This window comes from Shinella sp. HY16 (assembly GCF_028534175.1).
GTDB lineage: Bacteria > Pseudomonadota > Alphaproteobacteria > Rhizobiales > Rhizobiaceae > Shinella.
Map to the genome: position 1 here is coordinate 427,477 of NZ_JAHYXL010000002.1, position 14,949 is coordinate 442,425.

A 14,949-nucleotide genomic window follows, 5' to 3' on the forward strand; every position below is an offset into this window, starting at 1 on the left:
TCTCGGAGTTGCCAATCGTCACTGCTATCATTATTGATATTGATATCGATAATGAAGGTCAAGGGTCGAGTTGACCTTTTGGAGGAGAAAACCGTGACGGCAATCGCATTGAGGCAGATCCGGAAAACCTATGGCACGCTGCAAGTCATCCACGATGTCGACATCGACATTGCAAGCGGCGAGTTCCTGGTCCTCGTCGGCCCCTCCGGCTGTGGCAAGTCCACGCTCCTGCGCATGATTGCAGGCCTGGAGGAGATTTCCGGCGGCATTCTCGATATTGGCGGCAAGGTGGTGAACGCGCTGCCGCCGTCCGACCGCGACATCGCCATGGTGTTTCAGGATTACGCACTCTATCCGCATATGAGCGTACGCGAGAACATGGCCTTCGGCCTGAAGATGCGCGGCACGGCTGACGAGACGATCGACCGCCGGGTATCGCATGCCGCCGACATCTTGAAGATCCAGCCCTTCCTCGAACGGCGGCCGGCGCAGCTCTCAGGCGGCCAGCGCCAGCGCGTTGCCATGGGCCGGGCCATCGTACGCGAACCCTCGGCCTTCCTCTTCGATGAGCCGCTCTCCAATCTCGATGCGGCGCTGCGCGTCGAGATGCGCCTGGAAATCGCCAAGCTGCATAACCGTATGAAGGCGACGACCGTCTACGTGACCCACGACCAGGTGGAGGCGATGACGCTGGCCGACCGCATCGTCGTGCTGAATGCCGGCAGGATCGAGCAGATCGGCCCGCCGCTCGAACTCTATCATCGCCCGGCAAGCCTGTTTGTCGCGCGCTTCATCGGCAGCCCGACCATGAACACCCTGCCGGCCACGATCGTTGCTGACGGCAGTGGCAGCGCGCTGCGCCTGAAGGAGCGCACCCTGTCGCTGGCAGGCATGGGGGGACAGCCGATGCCCGCCAGCGAGGTCGTTTTCGGCATTCGCCCGGAGGACCTTGTCGCCTGTCCGCCGGAGGAGGCCTGGTTCAGCGGTGAGCTTGCCGTTGCCGAGCGGCTGGGAAGCCAGACCTACGGCTATGTGGAAATCGGCGAAGCGCGCATGCTGACCGTCGAATTTCCGCGCAACACACCGATCCGCGTCGGTGAGACGATCCATGTGCGGCCGAACATGGAGGCCATCCACCTGTTCGATACCGCAACGGGTCTGCGCATCAACTAGGCCGGGGGTTCTCGCCCCGGAAACAGGCGATGGTCCAGAGCCTGTCGCGCACCGCCCGTTTGTGTGGCTGGCCGGAAACGCACGATCACGCCCGGCCTCCTGCCCTCCTGCGCGCCACGAGGCGCGCCATGACGCACAGAAGCTCGAACATGATCGTCGCACCGGCAAGCGACGTCATCCCGGCCAGGTCGAAGGGCGGGGCGACTTCGACCACGTCCGCGCCGACGATGTTTACGCCCTCGAGCAGACGCACGAGGTGCTGCGCCTCCCGGGTCGAAAAGCCGCCGAGCTCCGGCGTGCCGGTGCCCGGTGCCATCGACGGATCGATGGAATCGATGTCGAACGTGACATAAGTCGGCGCATCCCCGACGATCTGGCGGGCCTCCGCCATCACCGCAGCGACGCCGCGTTCGACGAACTCCTCCATATAGATGATGCGGATACCCTGCTTCACCGCCCAGTCGTGTTCGTCGGGGGCATAGATCGAGCCGCGGATGCCGATCTGCACGGTGCGGCGCGGATCGATGAGGCTTTCCTCGATGGCTCGGCGGAAGGGGGTGCCGTGCGTATAGGGATTGTCACCGAAATAGGTGTCGTTGGTGTCGGAATGGGCATCGAAATGGATAAGGCCCACCGGTCCGGACGCGGCAACGGCGCGCAGGACGGGCAGCGTCGTGAGATGGTCGCCCCCCACGGCAAGCGGCAGCGCACCGGCCTCGATGACGGTGCGCATGCCGCCTTCGATCAGCTTCAGCGCATCCATGAGGTCGATGGGGTTGATCGGCAGATCGCCGACATCGGCGATGTTGGCGATTGTGAAGGGCTGGGTCTTCGAGGCGTGATGGGTGCTGCGCATCAGGCTTGAGGCGCTGCGCACCTCCCGGGGGCCATGGCGGGCGCCGGCGCGGTTCGTCGTGCCGCCGTCCCAGGGAATGCCGACAAGCGCGATGTCGAGGCCCACGGCGGTCTCGACCGCCGGCAGGCGCATAAAGGTCGAATGGCCGGCGAAGCGTGGTACCTTCGCCGCATCGACGGGTTGGTGGAAGGCGTTCTGCATGGCGGTTTCCTAGTTGAACTCTTGGCGCAGGATGTCGACGATCCGGCTTTCGCAGTCGGCGAGCAACCATTCGCCCTTCTCGGCCGACGATCCGGCAGTCAGGGACAGTACCCCGGATGGCGGCACTTCCTCGGCAGGCTTCGGGTACCGGTCATAGGGTTTGAAGGCCGCGGGACCATCATGCAGCGCCCGGTCAAGATCGACGAGGTCGGGGCGGACCGCCAGCATCATCGAGGTTTCGATCACGCTTGCATGTTCGAGCTCGATGCCGGGATAGCCGTCCGGGAAGATCCTGTCGATGGTCGCAGGCTGTGCCAGTTCCCAATGGTCCATACGCAGGATCGTGAGGTCACTGGCCTTTTCGCGGCCGATGGCGTCGAGCGCCAGCTCGATCCCCTCGACGGACGGCCAGATATTCTCGTAGTGGCCGTTGAGGACGACGATGCGCCGGATGTTCTGCCGGTAGAGTTCGGTGATCACGTCCCTGACGACGAGCGAGAACGTGTTGGCGGTAAGATTGAGCGTGCCGGGAAAGGCGGGGCCGCCACCCGAGCGTGGCTGCGAGCGATTGCCGTAGGGAATGGTCGGCAGCACGATGCCGCCAACGGCCCGGGCGACGCGTTCGCAGATCGCCGTCGGCAGCACGACGTCGACATTCACGGCCATGTGTCGGCCGTGCTGCTCCGTCGCGCCGAGCGGCAGAAAGACAGGTGCGCCGGAGGCGACCTTCTCGGCGATTTCGGCCCATGTTATTTCGCCCCAGAATACGGAATTCTTCATTGTGCTCTCCTTCACAGCATCACCGCGCCACAGTTTGCCCCCAGGCACTGTCCGGTAAACAAGGTCGCCCCGGGGCCCGCGAGGAAGATGACGCTCGCCGCCACCTCCTCGGGGTGCCCGATCCGGCCGAGCGGATTGGCGGTCTCGGCGGCTTTCATATCCATGCTCATGTTCTCGAAATCGAGAAGCGGCGTATCGGTCGGGCCGGGGGCTATGGCGTTGACGAGGATGCGCGGAGCCAGCTCGCGGGCCCAGGATCGGGTCAACGCCAGCAGAGCGGCCTTCGTCGCGCAGTACATCGAGGCGTTCGCGCGTCCGAGATAGGCCAGTTCCGAGACGATGTTGATGATCCTGCCGCCCGCCGGCAGATGGGGAAGGGCTTCGCGCGCGACGAAGATCGCGCCGCGGACATTGACGGCATACATCCTGTCAGCGTGCTCTGCGGACATGTCCGCGAGCGGGACCTCCTCGATGATGCCGGCATTGTTGACGACAATATCGAGGCCGCCGAGCCGGGCGGCAGCGCGCGAGACCGCGTCGATGACCTCCGCCTCGACGGTCAGGTCGCAGCGCAATATCTCCAGATCGAGGCTCGGTGTCGCGCGGTCGAGGCCGATGATTTCGGCTCCGGCCTCCTTCAATGCGATCGCCGCCGCTTTTCCGATGCCGCTGGCTGCGCCCGTGACGATCGCTTTCTTTCCTGCAAGCGGTTTCACCATGGCACCTCTCCCCGGTCTACCCCCAGGGATTGACCCGTGATGTTGGTGGCGCGTTCCGAAGCGAGGAACAGATAGGCCTCCTGCAGGTCGTCGGGTTCCATCAGGCCTGCGAGGGCCTGACCGGCGACAATGTCCGCCAGAAGACCCGCCTCGTTCGTGCCGCGCGCGGCAGCCATCAGGCTGAGCGACCGCATGGATGCTTCCGTGCGCACCCAGCCGGGGCAGACCGCATTGACTCGGATGCCGAGCGGGCCGAGTTCCTTCGCCCAGGTTTTCGTGAGGCCGATGATGGCGTGCTTGGAGGCCACATATGCATCGAACTGCGCCTCGGCGACGCGCCCCCAGATCGATGCCGTGTTGACGATCGTACTGCCCGGCCGCATGCGGGCGATCGACCGGCGGGTTACCGTGCTGGTTCCGATGATATTGATCTCGATGATCCGTCGGAAGACCTCCTCAACACGCTCGCTCTCCGAGACGAGCGGCGTCATGCGCTCGAAGCCGGCATTGTTGATGAGGACATCGATGCGCGGAATGGTCGACAAGGCGTCCTGCACGGCATCGCCGTCGGTGATGTCGACCTTGTAGGGCCGGGCGCCGAGTTCCTTTGCCGCGCCGAACACGCCGTCGTCGTCGGCAAGAATGTGGACGTCACCGCCAAGGGCGGCAAACCCCCTGGCGACACCCAGGCCGATGCCGCGGCTCGCCCCCGTGACGAGCACGGTTTTTCCCTGGAATGAAAGGTTCACATCATGTCTCCCGTTTCGTTGCGAATGAGGTGGAGAACGTGGTTCCGCAGCGCGAAGAATTCGGGCAATTCGCGGGATTCGAGCGTACGATCGGTGCCGAGCCTAGCGGCGACATCGATATCCGCGACCACCCGGGCAGGGCGGCGCGAGAACACGATGATGCGGTCGGCCAGGAAGACGGCCTCTTCCACATCGTGCGTCACGAAGATGATTGTCTTCTTCTCGCGGCTGTGGATCCGCCGGAGCTCCACCTGCAGTCGCTCGCGTGTCAGGGCGTCGAGCGCGCCGAACGGTTCGTCCATCAGCAGCACGTCGGATCCAGCGGCAAGGGACCGTGCGATCGCCACCCGCTGCCGCATGCCACCGGAAATGCGGTTCGGGTAGGCGCCGGCGAAATCCTCGAGGCCGACGAGGCGAAGATAGTGCCGGGTGCGGGCCGTCTTTTCCTCTTTCGTGAGATCCGTCCTGTAGCGCATGCCGAACTCGATGTTGCCTTCGACCGTCAACCAGGGAAAGGAGGAATAGGACTGGAACACCATGCCGCGCCGCCGGTCGGGTTTGTCGATGATCTCCCGATCCAGCCGCACACAGCCTTCCGTCGGGGTATCGAGGCCGCCGGCCATGCGCATCAGGGTCGTCTTGCCGCAGCCCGACGGGCCGAGGAAGACGACGAACTGGGTGCGCTCGATGGCAAGGCTCGTACGGCTGACGACGTTGACCGGCCCGAAGACCTTCGTGATGTTGTCGAACTGAAGGTAGTCTTGCATGGTCGGCCTCACAGGTAACGGAACAGGCGCCGGTGCGCGAGGCGCAGCAGCTGGTCGGTGATGAGCCCGATCAGGCCGATGACGACGACCCCCGCAATGACCTCCGGTGTTTTGACGAACCGACGCGCAGACCAGATGACGTAACCTATGCCGGAATCGGCGGCGACGATCTCCGCGATGATGAGATAGGTCCAGCACCAGCCGAGGGTGATGCGCAGGTTGTCGACCAGCGACGGCGCCATGGCGCGCAGCGCGACATCGGTCATGACGTGGCGGGAGTTCGCACCGAGCGTCCTTGCGACCTCGACGAACTCGTTCGGCACGCGGCGCATGTCATCGGCGACGAAGAGAACGAGCTGGAAGAAGGTGCCCAGCCACAGGAGGAAGATCTTGGTCGGCTCGCCGACGCCGAACCAGATGATCGACAATGGTACGAGGGCTGGGACCGGCAGGTATCGGATGAAGTCGACGATCGGTTCGAGGGCGGCGCCGACGATCCGGTAGCTGCTCATCAGGATGCCGATCGGAATGGCCATCACGGCCGCAATCAGGAAGGCGCCCCAGACCCGGGCGGCGGAGACCCCGGTGTGATAGAGCAGCGACTGCTGCGTGAACATGCTCCACAGGGCCGTGAAGACGCGGCTTGGCGCGGGGAGAAACTGCGGGCTGATCAGTCCGGTTCGGGCGGCAATCTCCCAGATGGCCAGCAGCAGAATGGCCGCGGCGGCTCCGACGAGTGCTTCCACGAACGGCGTGGCCCGGCCTCTGAAGACGAAAAGGTTCTTGAACATGGGCAAACCAGGGCAAAGAGAAGGGGCCTCGGCACCTTGGCAGGCGCCGAGTAAAGGCCTTCCGGTTTCCGGAGCGTTACGGAGTGGCGGGCAGTGTGCTGATGATCGAGTTGTCGATCTGCTCGCTTGCCACGAGCTTGTTGTCGGCTGCGCCGTTCTCCAGGTTCAGGTCCATGACGGTATCGAAGACGGTGCCGAGTTTGCCGAGCGTGCCGCCGGTGCCCATATAGTCCCGGGCCTGTGCCAGGGTCGTGTAGGCGAGGCTGCCCTTCACGATGCCGGTCACCTCATCGGGTGTCAGCCCGAACTCGGGAGCCACCATTTCCGCGAACTGCTGCGGTTCGGCGTGGATGAAATCGACGGCTTCGTAGATGCAGGCGAGGAAGGCCGCGTACTTCTCGGGTGAGGCCTTGAGATCGTCGTTGCGGGCGATGATCGCGTCGACGATCAGGCCGGGATAGTCCTTGGAGGTCAGGAACTGCTTGGCGCCGGGGCGGCTGGAATTTGCGATCGCCTGCGACATGAACGGCTCGTAGGTGGCGACGGCGGCGATGCTGTCATCGGCAAAGACCGCCGCGGTGTCCGCCGAGGCGATATCCTTGAGGCTGAGGTCGGCGAGCGACAGCCCGGCTTCCCGCAAGGCCATCTGCAGGAGCAGCCGCGCCGGGATGTTGGGTTCGGCAGCGATCGTCTTGCCCTTGAGGTCGGCGACGGTCTTGATCTTGTCATCGGCAATGATGCCGTCGCTTCCGACGGATTCGTCAATAATACCGATGATGATGCCAGGCGTGTCCTTGTCGCGCGGGCGCCCCTGATATTCGCCGACCGAGCGCATCTGGACCTCGATGTCCCCCCGGGTCATGGCGGCCATCACATTGGCAAGGTCGTCTTCGAAGCGGATGGTGACGTCGAGATTGCGCTTGGCAAAGCACTCGTTCTTGATGGCGACATGCACAGGGGCAAAGCCGAGCCAGGTGGGCGTGAGTATCCTGATTTGCTCGGCACTGTGGGCCGCCGATACAGTCGTAAGAGACATGGCTGTGGCTGCAGCCAGCTTGAAGATGGCGTTCATTGTCGATCCCCTTGTTTGTTATGGGGGCAGATTTGCCATTTCATGCATTGAAGTAAATCAAATTGTTTGCAATGTTGCATTGAAAATTACCGATGTATGAGTATTTGCAATGCGCCGGCTCGACAATATCGATATCCGCCTGCTGCGGGTCTTCGTCGCCCTTGCCGATGCGCGGGGCTTTGCCGATGCGCAGATCGCGCTCAACCTCTCGCAATCCACGCTGAGCACCCATCTCGCGGAGCTGGAAAAGCGCATTGGCGCGCAGTTGTGCTTTCGCGGGAAACAGCAGTTCCGGCTGACGGAGATCGGCCAGGCGACCTATGATGCGGCGCAGAAACTGTTCCTCGACCTCGACAATTTCACGCTGCGCGTCAGTTCCGCCACGGGAAATCTCTCGGGGCGGCTACGGGTCGGGGCTTCCGACGGGATCTATACGAGCGAGCAGCTTGGGCTGCATCGCGCCATCGACCGCCTGCTGGCGGGTGGTGCGGATGTCTTCATCGAGCTGACGCTTGGAACGCCTTCGGAGCTGGAGCAGATGGTTGCCGATGGCGAGCTCGACGTTGCGATCGGCCCGTTTTCCCAGAAAGCCCCGAGCGTCACCTATATCGACTTCACGTCGGAGCCCCATTCGCTCTATTGCGGGGCGAAGCATCCGCTCTTTGGCAAGAAGGACAGCGACATCGACCTGCGTGATATCGAGAACAGCCGTTTCTCCGTTCGGCGCTACCGCTACTTCGACGATCTCTATCTGGTCGGCCATCCGCGCGCGAGCGCGTCGGTGGTGGAAATGGAGGGGCAGGCCATGATGCTCCTGTCGGGCCATTTCATCGGTTTCCTGCCCTGCCACTTTGCCGCGCCCTGGGTGAAGGAGGGCCGTCTTCGCGCGTTGAAGCCGGCGAGCTTCGATTTTTCCTCGATGCATCGCATCGCCTACCGCACGCAGAACGGTTCCAGCCCGATCATCCTGGCCTTCCTGGAGGCAGTTCGCATCGCGAAAAACGATGGACCGTGAGTGAGGGGATAGCCGAGCCGGCATCGCCTCTCTGATCTCAAAAATCGGGGAAACTCGGCTGGCGTCTTAGATGCTCGAGAAAGCGGGATTGCAGCCCGCTTGGCAGCCAGTTTTCACGCATCGTGATGCCGATGGTGCGCATGCCGAGCCGTGCGCGCACATCTTCTGCGACGGGGATGAGGCTCAACAGGTTTTCGCGTTCCTCGATGGCAATCTGCCGGCGGGAGAGCATGGACAGGCGATCGCTTTCCAGGATGATGGCGCGGGTCAGGACGAGCGAACTGGTTTCGATGCTGGCGCGCGGCGGCGCGGACGAACCTTCGAACAGGGCATCGAAGGCCGCGCGGATGGGTGTACCCGGCCGCTGGGCCACCCATTCCTGTTTTGCGAGATCGTCGAGTGAGGCGCCCGTCGCGCCACCTGCGAGGAGCGGGTGACCCGGCCGGCCGACGATTGCATAGGGATCGTCGAACAGTGCCTCCGTCCTCAGGCCGGCAAGATCGCTTCCCGAGCGCAGCGCGCCGATGAGAATGTCGCTCGCGCCGATGCGCAATTGCTGGGAGAGGAGTTCATAGGAGCCGTCGGCGATCTCGATCCGAGCATTGGGATAGGCTGCCAGCAGCGGGTTGATCGCGCGGGCGAGCAGCAAGGTGCGAGCAAGCGGCAGGCTTGCGATCTTGATGCGCCCCTCCATACGGCCTTCGAGTTCCCGCAGTTCGTCAACGGCCTGTTCGAGTTCGGTCAGTGCCACGCGCCACCGCATGGCAAGCCTGTGCCCGACCGCGTTCGGCGCCACGCCGCTCGGACCCCGCACGAAGATCGTCTTTCCGACATTCGCCTGCAATTCGTGGAGGATCCGGTGCAGCGCGGTCGGCGAGCTGCCGCCGCTGCGGGCGGCTTCCGTTATGGAGCCGCTGCCGGAAAGCGCGATCAGCGCCTCGATCTGGCGAAAGCCGATGCGCACCAGCGCCTTGGAGATCAGGGCCGGGTCGCGCTGTGAACTGGCGCCGAGCGCCTGACCGAGGGCGGCAGTGAGCTGGTCATCCATGCGGCGCAATCGGGCGAGCAGCACCGTGCCAGCCGGCGTCGGCTGGCTGCCGGCGGCATAGCGGTCGAGGAGCCGTGCGCCAAAGCGGGCCTCGATGCCGGCCAGCGCCACCGTGACAGACGGCTGGGAGACGTTCAGCTGCGCAGCGGCACGGTTGAGGCTGCCCATCTCGCAGACCTGCATGAAGACGCGCAAGTGGCGGAGGTTGAGGTCGGTGGCGATCATGCAATCTCTAGAATCAGATTCGCAAAAAGCTATAACACGGCACAGCTTTCGTATTAGCACTTGGGATACGATCGATGCCAGTGTTGCCTCGAAAATTTGAGGAGCATGGATATGCAGAACAAGACCGGACTCGTCGTCAGCGCACACTCGGCGGATTTCGTCTGGAGGGCCGGTGGCGCGATCGCGGCGCACGCAAGGCAGGGCTACGACATCACTGTCGTCTGCCTGTCGTTCGGGGAAAGGGGCGAGTCGGCAAAGCTTTGGCGCAAGCCCGGCATGACGCTCGAAGCCGTTAAGGCGGACCGCCGCCGCGAGGCGGAAAACGCCGCGCGGGCCCTCGGTGTCCATGATATTCAGTTCTACGATCTCGGGGACTATCCGATGCAGGTCACGCCGGAAGCCTTCGATCGGCTTGTCGATCTCTATCGTGCGCTCCGACCGGAGTTCATGCTGACGCATTCCCGGCAGGACCCGTACAATTTCGACCATCCGATGGCGACCGAGTTCGCCCAGCACGCGCGGGTCATCGCGCAGGCGCATGGCCACAAGCCCGAGGTGCCGGTGCTTGGCGCGCCGCCCGTCTACCTCTTCGAGCCGCACCAGCCCGAACAGTGCAACTGGAAGCCCAATTTCCTGCTGGATATCAGTGCGGACTGGGAGAGGAAACTGGCAGCAATCAAGTGCATGGAGGGGCAGGAGCACCTCTGGGAATATTATACCCGGGTTGCCCTGCAGCGCGGCGTGCAGGCTTCACGCAATTCGGATCACAAGATTGTCCATGGCGAGGCTTATGAAGCGGTGTTTCCGCATGTGACGGGCACGCTCGGTCATGGAGCGCTGGCATGAGCGTGGTCTATCGCAACATCGAGCGTGCACCGCTCGACATCGTCGACGGTCTTGCGGCATGCGGCGTGGCGACGGTGCACGAGGCCATGGGGCGCATCGGCCTGATGCAGTCCCATATGCGTCCGATCTGGCGCGGCGCGCGCATTGCGGGTACGGCGGTGACGGTCTCCATTCCACCGGCGGACAACTGGATGATTCATGTCGCTGTGGAGCAGTGCCGGGAGGGCGACATTCTCGTCGTTGCCCCGACCTCGCCCTGCGATGCCGGCTATTTCGGCGAACTGCTCGCAACCTCGCTTCAGGTGCGCGGTGTGCGCGGCCTGGTGATCGAGGCCGGTGTTCGCGATGTTGCGGAGCTTGAGGCGATGGGCTTTCCCGTCTGGTCGCGGTTCGTGTCTGCGCAAGGCACGGTCAAGGCGACGCTGGGCTCCGTCAACGTTCCGATCGTCTGCGCCGGTGCCGCGATCGCGCCCGGCGACGTCGTCATCGCTGATGACGACGGGGTGATGATCGTTCCGAAGGCCGGGGCGGAGGCGGCGCTTCAGGCCTCGCGAGCGCGGCTCGACAAGGAGCAGCAGACACGCGTGCGGCTCGCTGCCGGTGAACTCGGGCTCGACATCTACAGGATGCGCGAGGCGTTGGCGGCCAAGGGGCTGACCTACCTCGATTGATCGAAGCCGGGAAAGGGGGAGGAACCTTTTTCCGCAAGGGAGGACGAATGACCACGATTGCTTTCATCGGCTTCGGCGAGGCGGCGCAATCCATCGCCGGCGGCCTTGCTGGTCGCAAGGCTGCAAAGCTTGCAGCCTATGATCTGCGCTTTGCAGATCCGGCGGCGTCCGCCGGCCTGCTTGACCGGGCCGCGCAGCGCGGTGTGGAGCCGCTTGCCGACATCGCGGGCATTGCCACGGCGGATGTCGTCCTGTCGCTCGTCGTCGGCTCTGCGACACGGGCCGTCGCCGCTTCGGCAGCACCGCATCTCTCCGAACGGGCGATCTTCATCGATCTCAATTCGGTGGGCCCCGACACCAAGGCGCTTGCCGCCGGGGAAATCGCGATCGGCCGGGGAAGCTTCGTCGAAGGGGCCGTCATGGCTCGCGTCCCTCCCTATGCCGAGAAGGTGCCGATCCTCGTCGCCGGCGCACGGGCGGGCGAGGCGGCTGAACGGCTGAACGCGCTCGGCATGAATCTGGAGGTCGTCGGCGAGACGCCGGGCCAGGCCTCGTCGCTGAAGATGATTCGCTCGGTCATGATCAAGGGCGTGGAAGCGCTGTTGATCGAAGCGCTATCCTCCGCGGAGCGGGCGGGCGTGACCGAGCGCATCCTTGATTCCGTGCAGGAAACCTTTCCCGGGCTCGACTGGCGACAGGTGGCGGACTACTACCTATCGCGAACCTTCGAGCACGGCGCGCGCCGCGTGACCGAGATGACCGAAGCGGCCGAGACGATCGAATCGTTCGGCCTGGAGGCTTCCATGTCACGGGCCGCCTGCAAGACCATCGCCGCCGCCCATGCGGCGATGAAGGACCAGGGCCTTGCCGTGGCCGACGGATACCGCGGTTTCGTGCCGGTGATGGCGCGCCGCGTGGCAAAGGATCTCTGAGATGGACGGTATTCTCCAGTCGCTCGGCGTCATCTTCAGCTTTTCGGGTCTGGCGGTCCTCATCGTCGGCGCTCTGCTCGGAATCGTGATCGGCGCCCTGCCGGGCCTCGGCCCGTCGATCGGGCTCAGCCTCCTCATCCCCTTCACCTACAATCTCGGCCCAGAGCTGAGCATGCTGATGATGATCTCGCTCTACACCTCGGCCGAATATGGCGGGTCGATCAGCGCAATCCTTCTTTCGACACCCGGAACGGCGGCGGCGGCCGCGACCGCCATCGATGGTTATGCCATGGCGCGCAAGGGCAAGGCCAACGAGGCGATCTCGATCTCGCTGACCGCATCGACCGTGGGGGGTGTCTTTGGTGGGCTGGCCCTGCTGCTGCTGGCCATGCCGCTTGCCTCGCTCGCCCTGAAGTTCGGCCCGGCGGGCTACTTCGCCGTCGGCGTGTTTGGCCTCACCTCGGTGGCAGCCCTGTCCGGTGGTTCGCTGGTGAAGGGCCTGGTCTGCGCCGCTTTCGGGCTTGCACTGGCGACAATCGGGATCGATCCCATTGCCGGCACGCCGCGTTTCACCTTCGGCCTGTTCGAGCTCTACGAAGGCGTCCCCTTCCTTGCCGCGCTCATCGGCCTCTTTGCCGTCTCTGAGGCGCTCGTCATGATCGAGAGCCGCGTTGCCGCAGCGCCCATCATCAAGGACAAGGTCGGTCATGTCTTCATGTCGGGCGCGCTCTGGAAGGAGACCTGGCGCTCCATGCTGTCGGGCTCGATCATCGGCACCCTGCTCGGCATCCTGCCCGGCGTCGGCGGCAACATCGCCTGCTGGGTGGCGCGGGACTATGCCCGGGCGCGCGATCCGCACCCGGAGGAATATGGCCATGGCTCGGCCAACGGCATTGCTGCCCCGGAAGCCTCCAACAACGCGACGGTCGGCGGTGCGCTCGTTCCGCTGCTCGCACTCGGTGTGCCGGGTTCACCCACGACCGCCATCATGGTCGGTGCGCTGATCATGCATGGCCTGCATCCGGGACCCCAGCTCTTCACCGAAGCGCCGTCGCTGGTCTATGCGATCCTCTTTGGCACGATCATCGCATCGCTGGTGCAGTATGCCGCGGGCTCGCTGTTTCTGCCCCTGATGGCGCGGGTGATGCGCCTGCCGGATGCGGTGATCGCCGTCGGCATCATGGCCTTTGCCGTGCTCGGTGCCTTCGCCATCCGCAACCTGATGTTCGATGTCTATCTGATGCTCGGCTTCGGCGTCGTCGGCTACCTCATGAAGAAGCTGCGCTTCCCTGTCGCACCGATCATCCTTGCCATGGTGCTCGGCTATCTCGTGGAATCGAACTACCGGACCGCGTTGGTGTCCTCGCAGGGCGATTACACGATTTTCATCACTGATCCCGTCAGCCTGCTGTTCCTCGTTCTCAGCCTCGTCAGCCTGCTGACACCGCTGTGGCGCCGGCTCCAGGCACGCCGCATGCGCCGGCTCGACGAAACCGCAAACGGCGCCTTGCGCTAGATACTCAACAAACTGGAGGAGAAGACATGACGATCAACAGAAGAACATTCGGCACGCGCATGGCAGGGGCTGCTCTTGGACTGGCGCTTGCGCTTTCGAGCGTCGCCCTGCCGGGCCCTGCCGCCGCCGCCGGCTTCCCGGAAAAGTCCGTGACACTGGTGGTCTGGGCGGGCGCTGGAGGGGCGCTCGATACCTATGGCCGCAAGCTTGCCGAACTCCTGGAAAAGGAGTCCGGCTGGACCGTGAAGGTCGACAACCGGCCGGGCGGCAGCGGTGCCGTCGGCGTGTCCCAGATCATGACCCAGCCGGCGGACGGTTACAACATCCTCGTCTTTACGGGAACGCTGACCTTCGGCATCGCCCAGGGACTCATTCCCTTCGAACTCAAGGACTTCCGCATGCTGCGCGCCATGCAGTCTGAGCCGTCCTCGCTGGCCGTATTGTCCGATAGTCCCTACAGGTCGGTCGGCGACTTCGTGAAGCACATGAAGGACAATCCGAACGGGCTGAAGGTCGGCGGCCATGCGCCCGGCGGCTTCCACCAGTACATGCTCTACCAGCTGATGAAGGCGGGCGGCTTCGAGAGTGGCTGGATCCCGCACGACGCTTCCGGCAAGGTGACGCTCGCCCTGCTTGGCAAACACATCGACGCGGCGATGATGACCCCCTCGACCGGCCTGGCGCAGGTCAAGAGCGGCGACATCAAGCTTCTGGGCATCTCCACCGAGAAGCGCAGTGACTTCCTGCCCGACGTGCCGACTTTCAAGGAGCTCGGCTACGACATCGAGGGGGCGGTCTGGCGCGGTATCGCCGTGAAGGCCGGAACGCCGGATGACGTCGTCGATACGATCCAGGCGGCCGTGGACAAGGTTACGGCCTCCGAGGACTGGAAGAAGTTCCAGACCGAACAATTCCAGGATAGCCCCGACTGGAAGGAGGAGGAATTCACCAAGCGCGCGGAAAGCGATCTCGCCAACCAGCTCGAATTCCTCAAGGCGAACGGATACGCCCAATGACCAACCAGGCTTCGGTTGTTCCGGGCTCGAACCTCTCCCCCGCATCGGGGGGAGAGGCGCCCCGCCGGCACTTCTGGCAGAACCTCGTGGCCGCTTGTGTGTCACTGGCGTGGAATGCGGGCTTTCTCTTCATGAGCCTTGCGCTTCCGGCCGGCCATTCGCGGGGCGATGTCGGGCCGGGTTCGCTGCCGATGCAGGTGTCTATCTTCGGTCTTGTCGTCTCGGCGGTCTATCTCGTGCAGGTGTTGCGCGGCGTGGATCTCGGCGGGGCGAGCGAGCGGATCGACATAGCGCGCGTGACAGGTTTGCTCGGCCTCTTCGTCGCAGCGGTGCTCAGCGCGAACTGGATCGGGCTCGCCCTTTGTCTCGGCATTGGCACAGGCGTTGCGACACTGCTTTTCCCCGGTGAAAAGCCGTTGGTGCGGGCGGTTGCGACGGGGGGCGGCTTCTGGCTGATCGCCTGGGGCTTGTTCGGCAAGCTGCTGGAGCTGCCGCTTCCCTGACCGGGCGTGCTCCGGTTCCTTGATTTTTACCGCATTCTCCGACGCCGAAGCGGTGCCGCTCCGGCTGGA

Annotated in this window: 16 protein-coding genes; 8 read left to right on the forward strand and 8 right to left on the reverse strand. The window is 64.1% G+C overall.

Annotated features, from left to right (window positions below):
* The first annotated feature begins 93 nt into the window (after positions 1 to 93).
* Positions 94 to 1,173, forward strand: a complete 1,080-nt coding sequence (locus tag K0P03_RS22380; RefSeq protein WP_023514958.1) for an ABC transporter ATP-binding protein — start codon at positions 94 to 96, stop codon at positions 1,171 to 1,173.
* Positions 1,174 to 1,258: 85 nt separating this feature from the next.
* Here the strand turns inward: K0P03_RS22380 and speB are convergent, their stop codons facing one another.
* The 7 genes from speB to K0P03_RS22415 form a co-directional block, all read right to left on the reverse strand.
* Positions 1,259 to 2,230: an agmatinase gene (speB, locus tag K0P03_RS22385; RefSeq protein ID WP_023514959.1), complete on the reverse strand. Its 972-nt coding sequence runs from the start codon at positions 2,228 to 2,230 to the stop codon at positions 1,259 to 1,261.
* 9 nt (positions 2,231 to 2,239) lie between these two features.
* Positions 2,240 to 3,010, reverse strand: a complete 771-nt coding sequence (locus tag K0P03_RS22390; protein WP_272790700.1) for a creatininase — start codon at positions 3,008 to 3,010, stop codon at positions 2,240 to 2,242.
* An 11-nt stretch (positions 3,011 to 3,021) separates the two neighbouring features.
* Positions 3,022 to 3,729: an SDR family NAD(P)-dependent oxidoreductase gene (locus K0P03_RS22395; protein ID WP_023514961.1), complete on the reverse strand. Its 708-nt coding sequence runs from the start codon at positions 3,727 to 3,729 to the stop codon at positions 3,022 to 3,024.
* A complete protein-coding gene (locus K0P03_RS22400; protein ID WP_023514962.1) occupies positions 3,723 to 4,478 on the reverse strand; it encodes an SDR family NAD(P)-dependent oxidoreductase in 756 nt (251 codons plus the stop codon). Before K0P03_RS22400 ends, K0P03_RS22395 begins: the two co-directional genes overlap by 7 nt.
* Positions 4,475 to 5,245: an ABC transporter ATP-binding protein gene (locus tag K0P03_RS22405; protein WP_023514963.1), complete on the reverse strand. Its 771-nt coding sequence runs from the start codon at positions 5,243 to 5,245 to the stop codon at positions 4,475 to 4,477. Before K0P03_RS22405 ends, K0P03_RS22400 begins: the two co-directional genes overlap by 4 nt.
* Positions 5,246 to 5,253: 8 nt before the next feature.
* Entirely contained in the window at positions 5,254 to 6,036 is a 783-nt protein-coding gene (locus tag K0P03_RS22410) for an ABC transporter permease (protein WP_023514964.1), read from the reverse strand.
* Between the two features lie 76 nt (positions 6,037 to 6,112).
* Positions 6,113 to 7,108: an ABC transporter substrate-binding protein gene (locus tag K0P03_RS22415; protein ID WP_023514965.1), complete on the reverse strand. Its 996-nt coding sequence runs from the start codon at positions 7,106 to 7,108 to the stop codon at positions 6,113 to 6,115.
* Positions 7,109 to 7,217: 109 nt separating this feature from the next.
* Between K0P03_RS22415 and K0P03_RS22420 the strand changes: the two genes are divergently transcribed.
* Positions 7,218 to 8,123, forward strand: coding sequence for a LysR family transcriptional regulator (locus K0P03_RS22420; RefSeq protein ID WP_024270745.1), 906 nt, complete (start codon positions 7,218 to 7,220; stop codon positions 8,121 to 8,123).
* Positions 8,124 to 8,160: 37 nt separating this feature from the next.
* On the opposite strand, the gene K0P03_RS22425 is transcribed toward K0P03_RS22420, so the two are convergent.
* On the reverse strand, positions 8,161 to 9,396 hold the full coding sequence (locus K0P03_RS22425) for a LysR family transcriptional regulator (RefSeq protein WP_023514315.1): 1,236 nt from the start codon (positions 9,394 to 9,396) through the stop codon (positions 8,161 to 8,163).
* Positions 9,397 to 9,507: 111 nt separating this feature from the next.
* On the opposite strand from K0P03_RS22425, the gene K0P03_RS22430 reads away from it, so the two are divergent.
* The 6 genes from K0P03_RS22430 to K0P03_RS22455 are packed head-to-tail and all read left to right on the forward strand — an operon-like array spanning position 9,508 to position 14,880.
* Positions 9,508 to 10,242 carry a PIG-L deacetylase family protein gene (locus tag K0P03_RS22430; RefSeq protein ID WP_024270746.1) on the forward strand — a complete coding sequence of 245 codons (735 nt, stop codon included), beginning with the start codon at positions 9,508 to 9,510 and terminating at the stop codon, positions 10,240 to 10,242.
* Positions 10,239 to 10,913, forward strand: a complete 675-nt coding sequence (locus K0P03_RS22435; protein WP_023512343.1) for a 4-carboxy-4-hydroxy-2-oxoadipate aldolase/oxaloacetate decarboxylase — start codon at positions 10,239 to 10,241, stop codon at positions 10,911 to 10,913. The genes K0P03_RS22430 and K0P03_RS22435 overlap by 4 nt, the downstream gene beginning before the upstream one ends.
* A 47-nt stretch (positions 10,914 to 10,960) precedes the next feature.
* Entirely contained in the window at positions 10,961 to 11,845 is an 885-nt protein-coding gene (locus tag K0P03_RS22440; protein WP_023512342.1) for an NAD(P)-dependent oxidoreductase, read from the forward strand.
* Position 11,846: 1 nt separating this feature from the next.
* Positions 11,847 to 13,361, forward strand: a complete 1,515-nt coding sequence (locus K0P03_RS22445) for a tripartite tricarboxylate transporter permease (RefSeq protein ID WP_023512341.1) — start codon at positions 11,847 to 11,849, stop codon at positions 13,359 to 13,361.
* A 26-nt stretch (positions 13,362 to 13,387) separates the two neighbouring features.
* A complete protein-coding gene (locus tag K0P03_RS22450; protein ID WP_023512340.1) occupies positions 13,388 to 14,377 on the forward strand; it encodes a tripartite tricarboxylate transporter substrate binding protein in 990 nt (329 codons plus the stop codon).
* The gene (locus K0P03_RS22455; protein WP_023512339.1) at positions 14,374 to 14,880 is read left to right on the forward strand and encodes a tripartite tricarboxylate transporter TctB family protein; all 507 of its coding nucleotides are present in this window, start codon (positions 14,374 to 14,376) and stop codon (positions 14,878 to 14,880) included. Before K0P03_RS22450 ends, K0P03_RS22455 begins: the two co-directional genes overlap by 4 nt.
* Positions 14,881 to 14,949: the final 69 nt, after the last annotated feature.

What these genes read in the sequence shown, in the direction of transcription:
- speB (WP_023514959.1), bottom strand. Translation starts at nt 2,230, where the DNA reads ATGCAGAACGCCTTCCACCAACCCGTCGATGCGGCGAAGGTACCACGC.
- K0P03_RS22390 (WP_272790700.1), bottom strand. Translation starts at nt 3,010, where the DNA reads ATGAAGAATTCCGTATTCTGGGGCGAAATAACATGGGCCGAAATCGCC.
- K0P03_RS22395 (WP_023514961.1), bottom strand. Translation starts at nt 3,729, where the DNA reads ATGGTGAAACCGCTTGCAGGAAAGAAAGCGATCGTCACGGGCGCAGCC.
- K0P03_RS22405 (WP_023514963.1), bottom strand. Translation starts at nt 5,245, where the DNA reads ATGCAAGACTACCTTCAGTTCGACAACATCACGAAGGTCTTCGGGCCG.
- K0P03_RS22410 (WP_023514964.1), bottom strand. Translation starts at nt 6,036, where the DNA reads ATGTTCAAGAACCTTTTCGTCTTCAGAGGCCGGGCCACGCCGTTCGTG.
- K0P03_RS22415 (WP_023514965.1), bottom strand. Translation starts at nt 7,108, where the DNA reads ATGAACGCCATCTTCAAGCTGGCTGCAGCCACAGCCATGTCTCTTACG.
- K0P03_RS22420 (WP_024270745.1), top strand. Translation starts at nt 7,218, where the DNA reads ATGCGCCGGCTCGACAATATCGATATCCGCCTGCTGCGGGTCTTCGTC.
- K0P03_RS22425 (WP_023514315.1), bottom strand. Translation starts at nt 9,396, where the DNA reads ATGATCGCCACCGACCTCAACCTCCGCCACTTGCGCGTCTTCATGCAG.
- K0P03_RS22430 (WP_024270746.1), top strand. Translation starts at nt 9,508, where the DNA reads ATGCAGAACAAGACCGGACTCGTCGTCAGCGCACACTCGGCGGATTTC.
- K0P03_RS22435 (WP_023512343.1), top strand. Translation starts at nt 10,239, where the DNA reads ATGAGCGTGGTCTATCGCAACATCGAGCGTGCACCGCTCGACATCGTC.
- K0P03_RS22440 (WP_023512342.1), top strand. Translation starts at nt 10,961, where the DNA reads ATGACCACGATTGCTTTCATCGGCTTCGGCGAGGCGGCGCAATCCATC.
- K0P03_RS22445 (WP_023512341.1), top strand. Translation starts at nt 11,847, where the DNA reads ATGGACGGTATTCTCCAGTCGCTCGGCGTCATCTTCAGCTTTTCGGGT.
- K0P03_RS22450 (WP_023512340.1), top strand. Translation starts at nt 13,388, where the DNA reads ATGACGATCAACAGAAGAACATTCGGCACGCGCATGGCAGGGGCTGCT.
- K0P03_RS22455 (WP_023512339.1), top strand. Translation starts at nt 14,374, where the DNA reads ATGACCAACCAGGCTTCGGTTGTTCCGGGCTCGAACCTCTCCCCCGCA.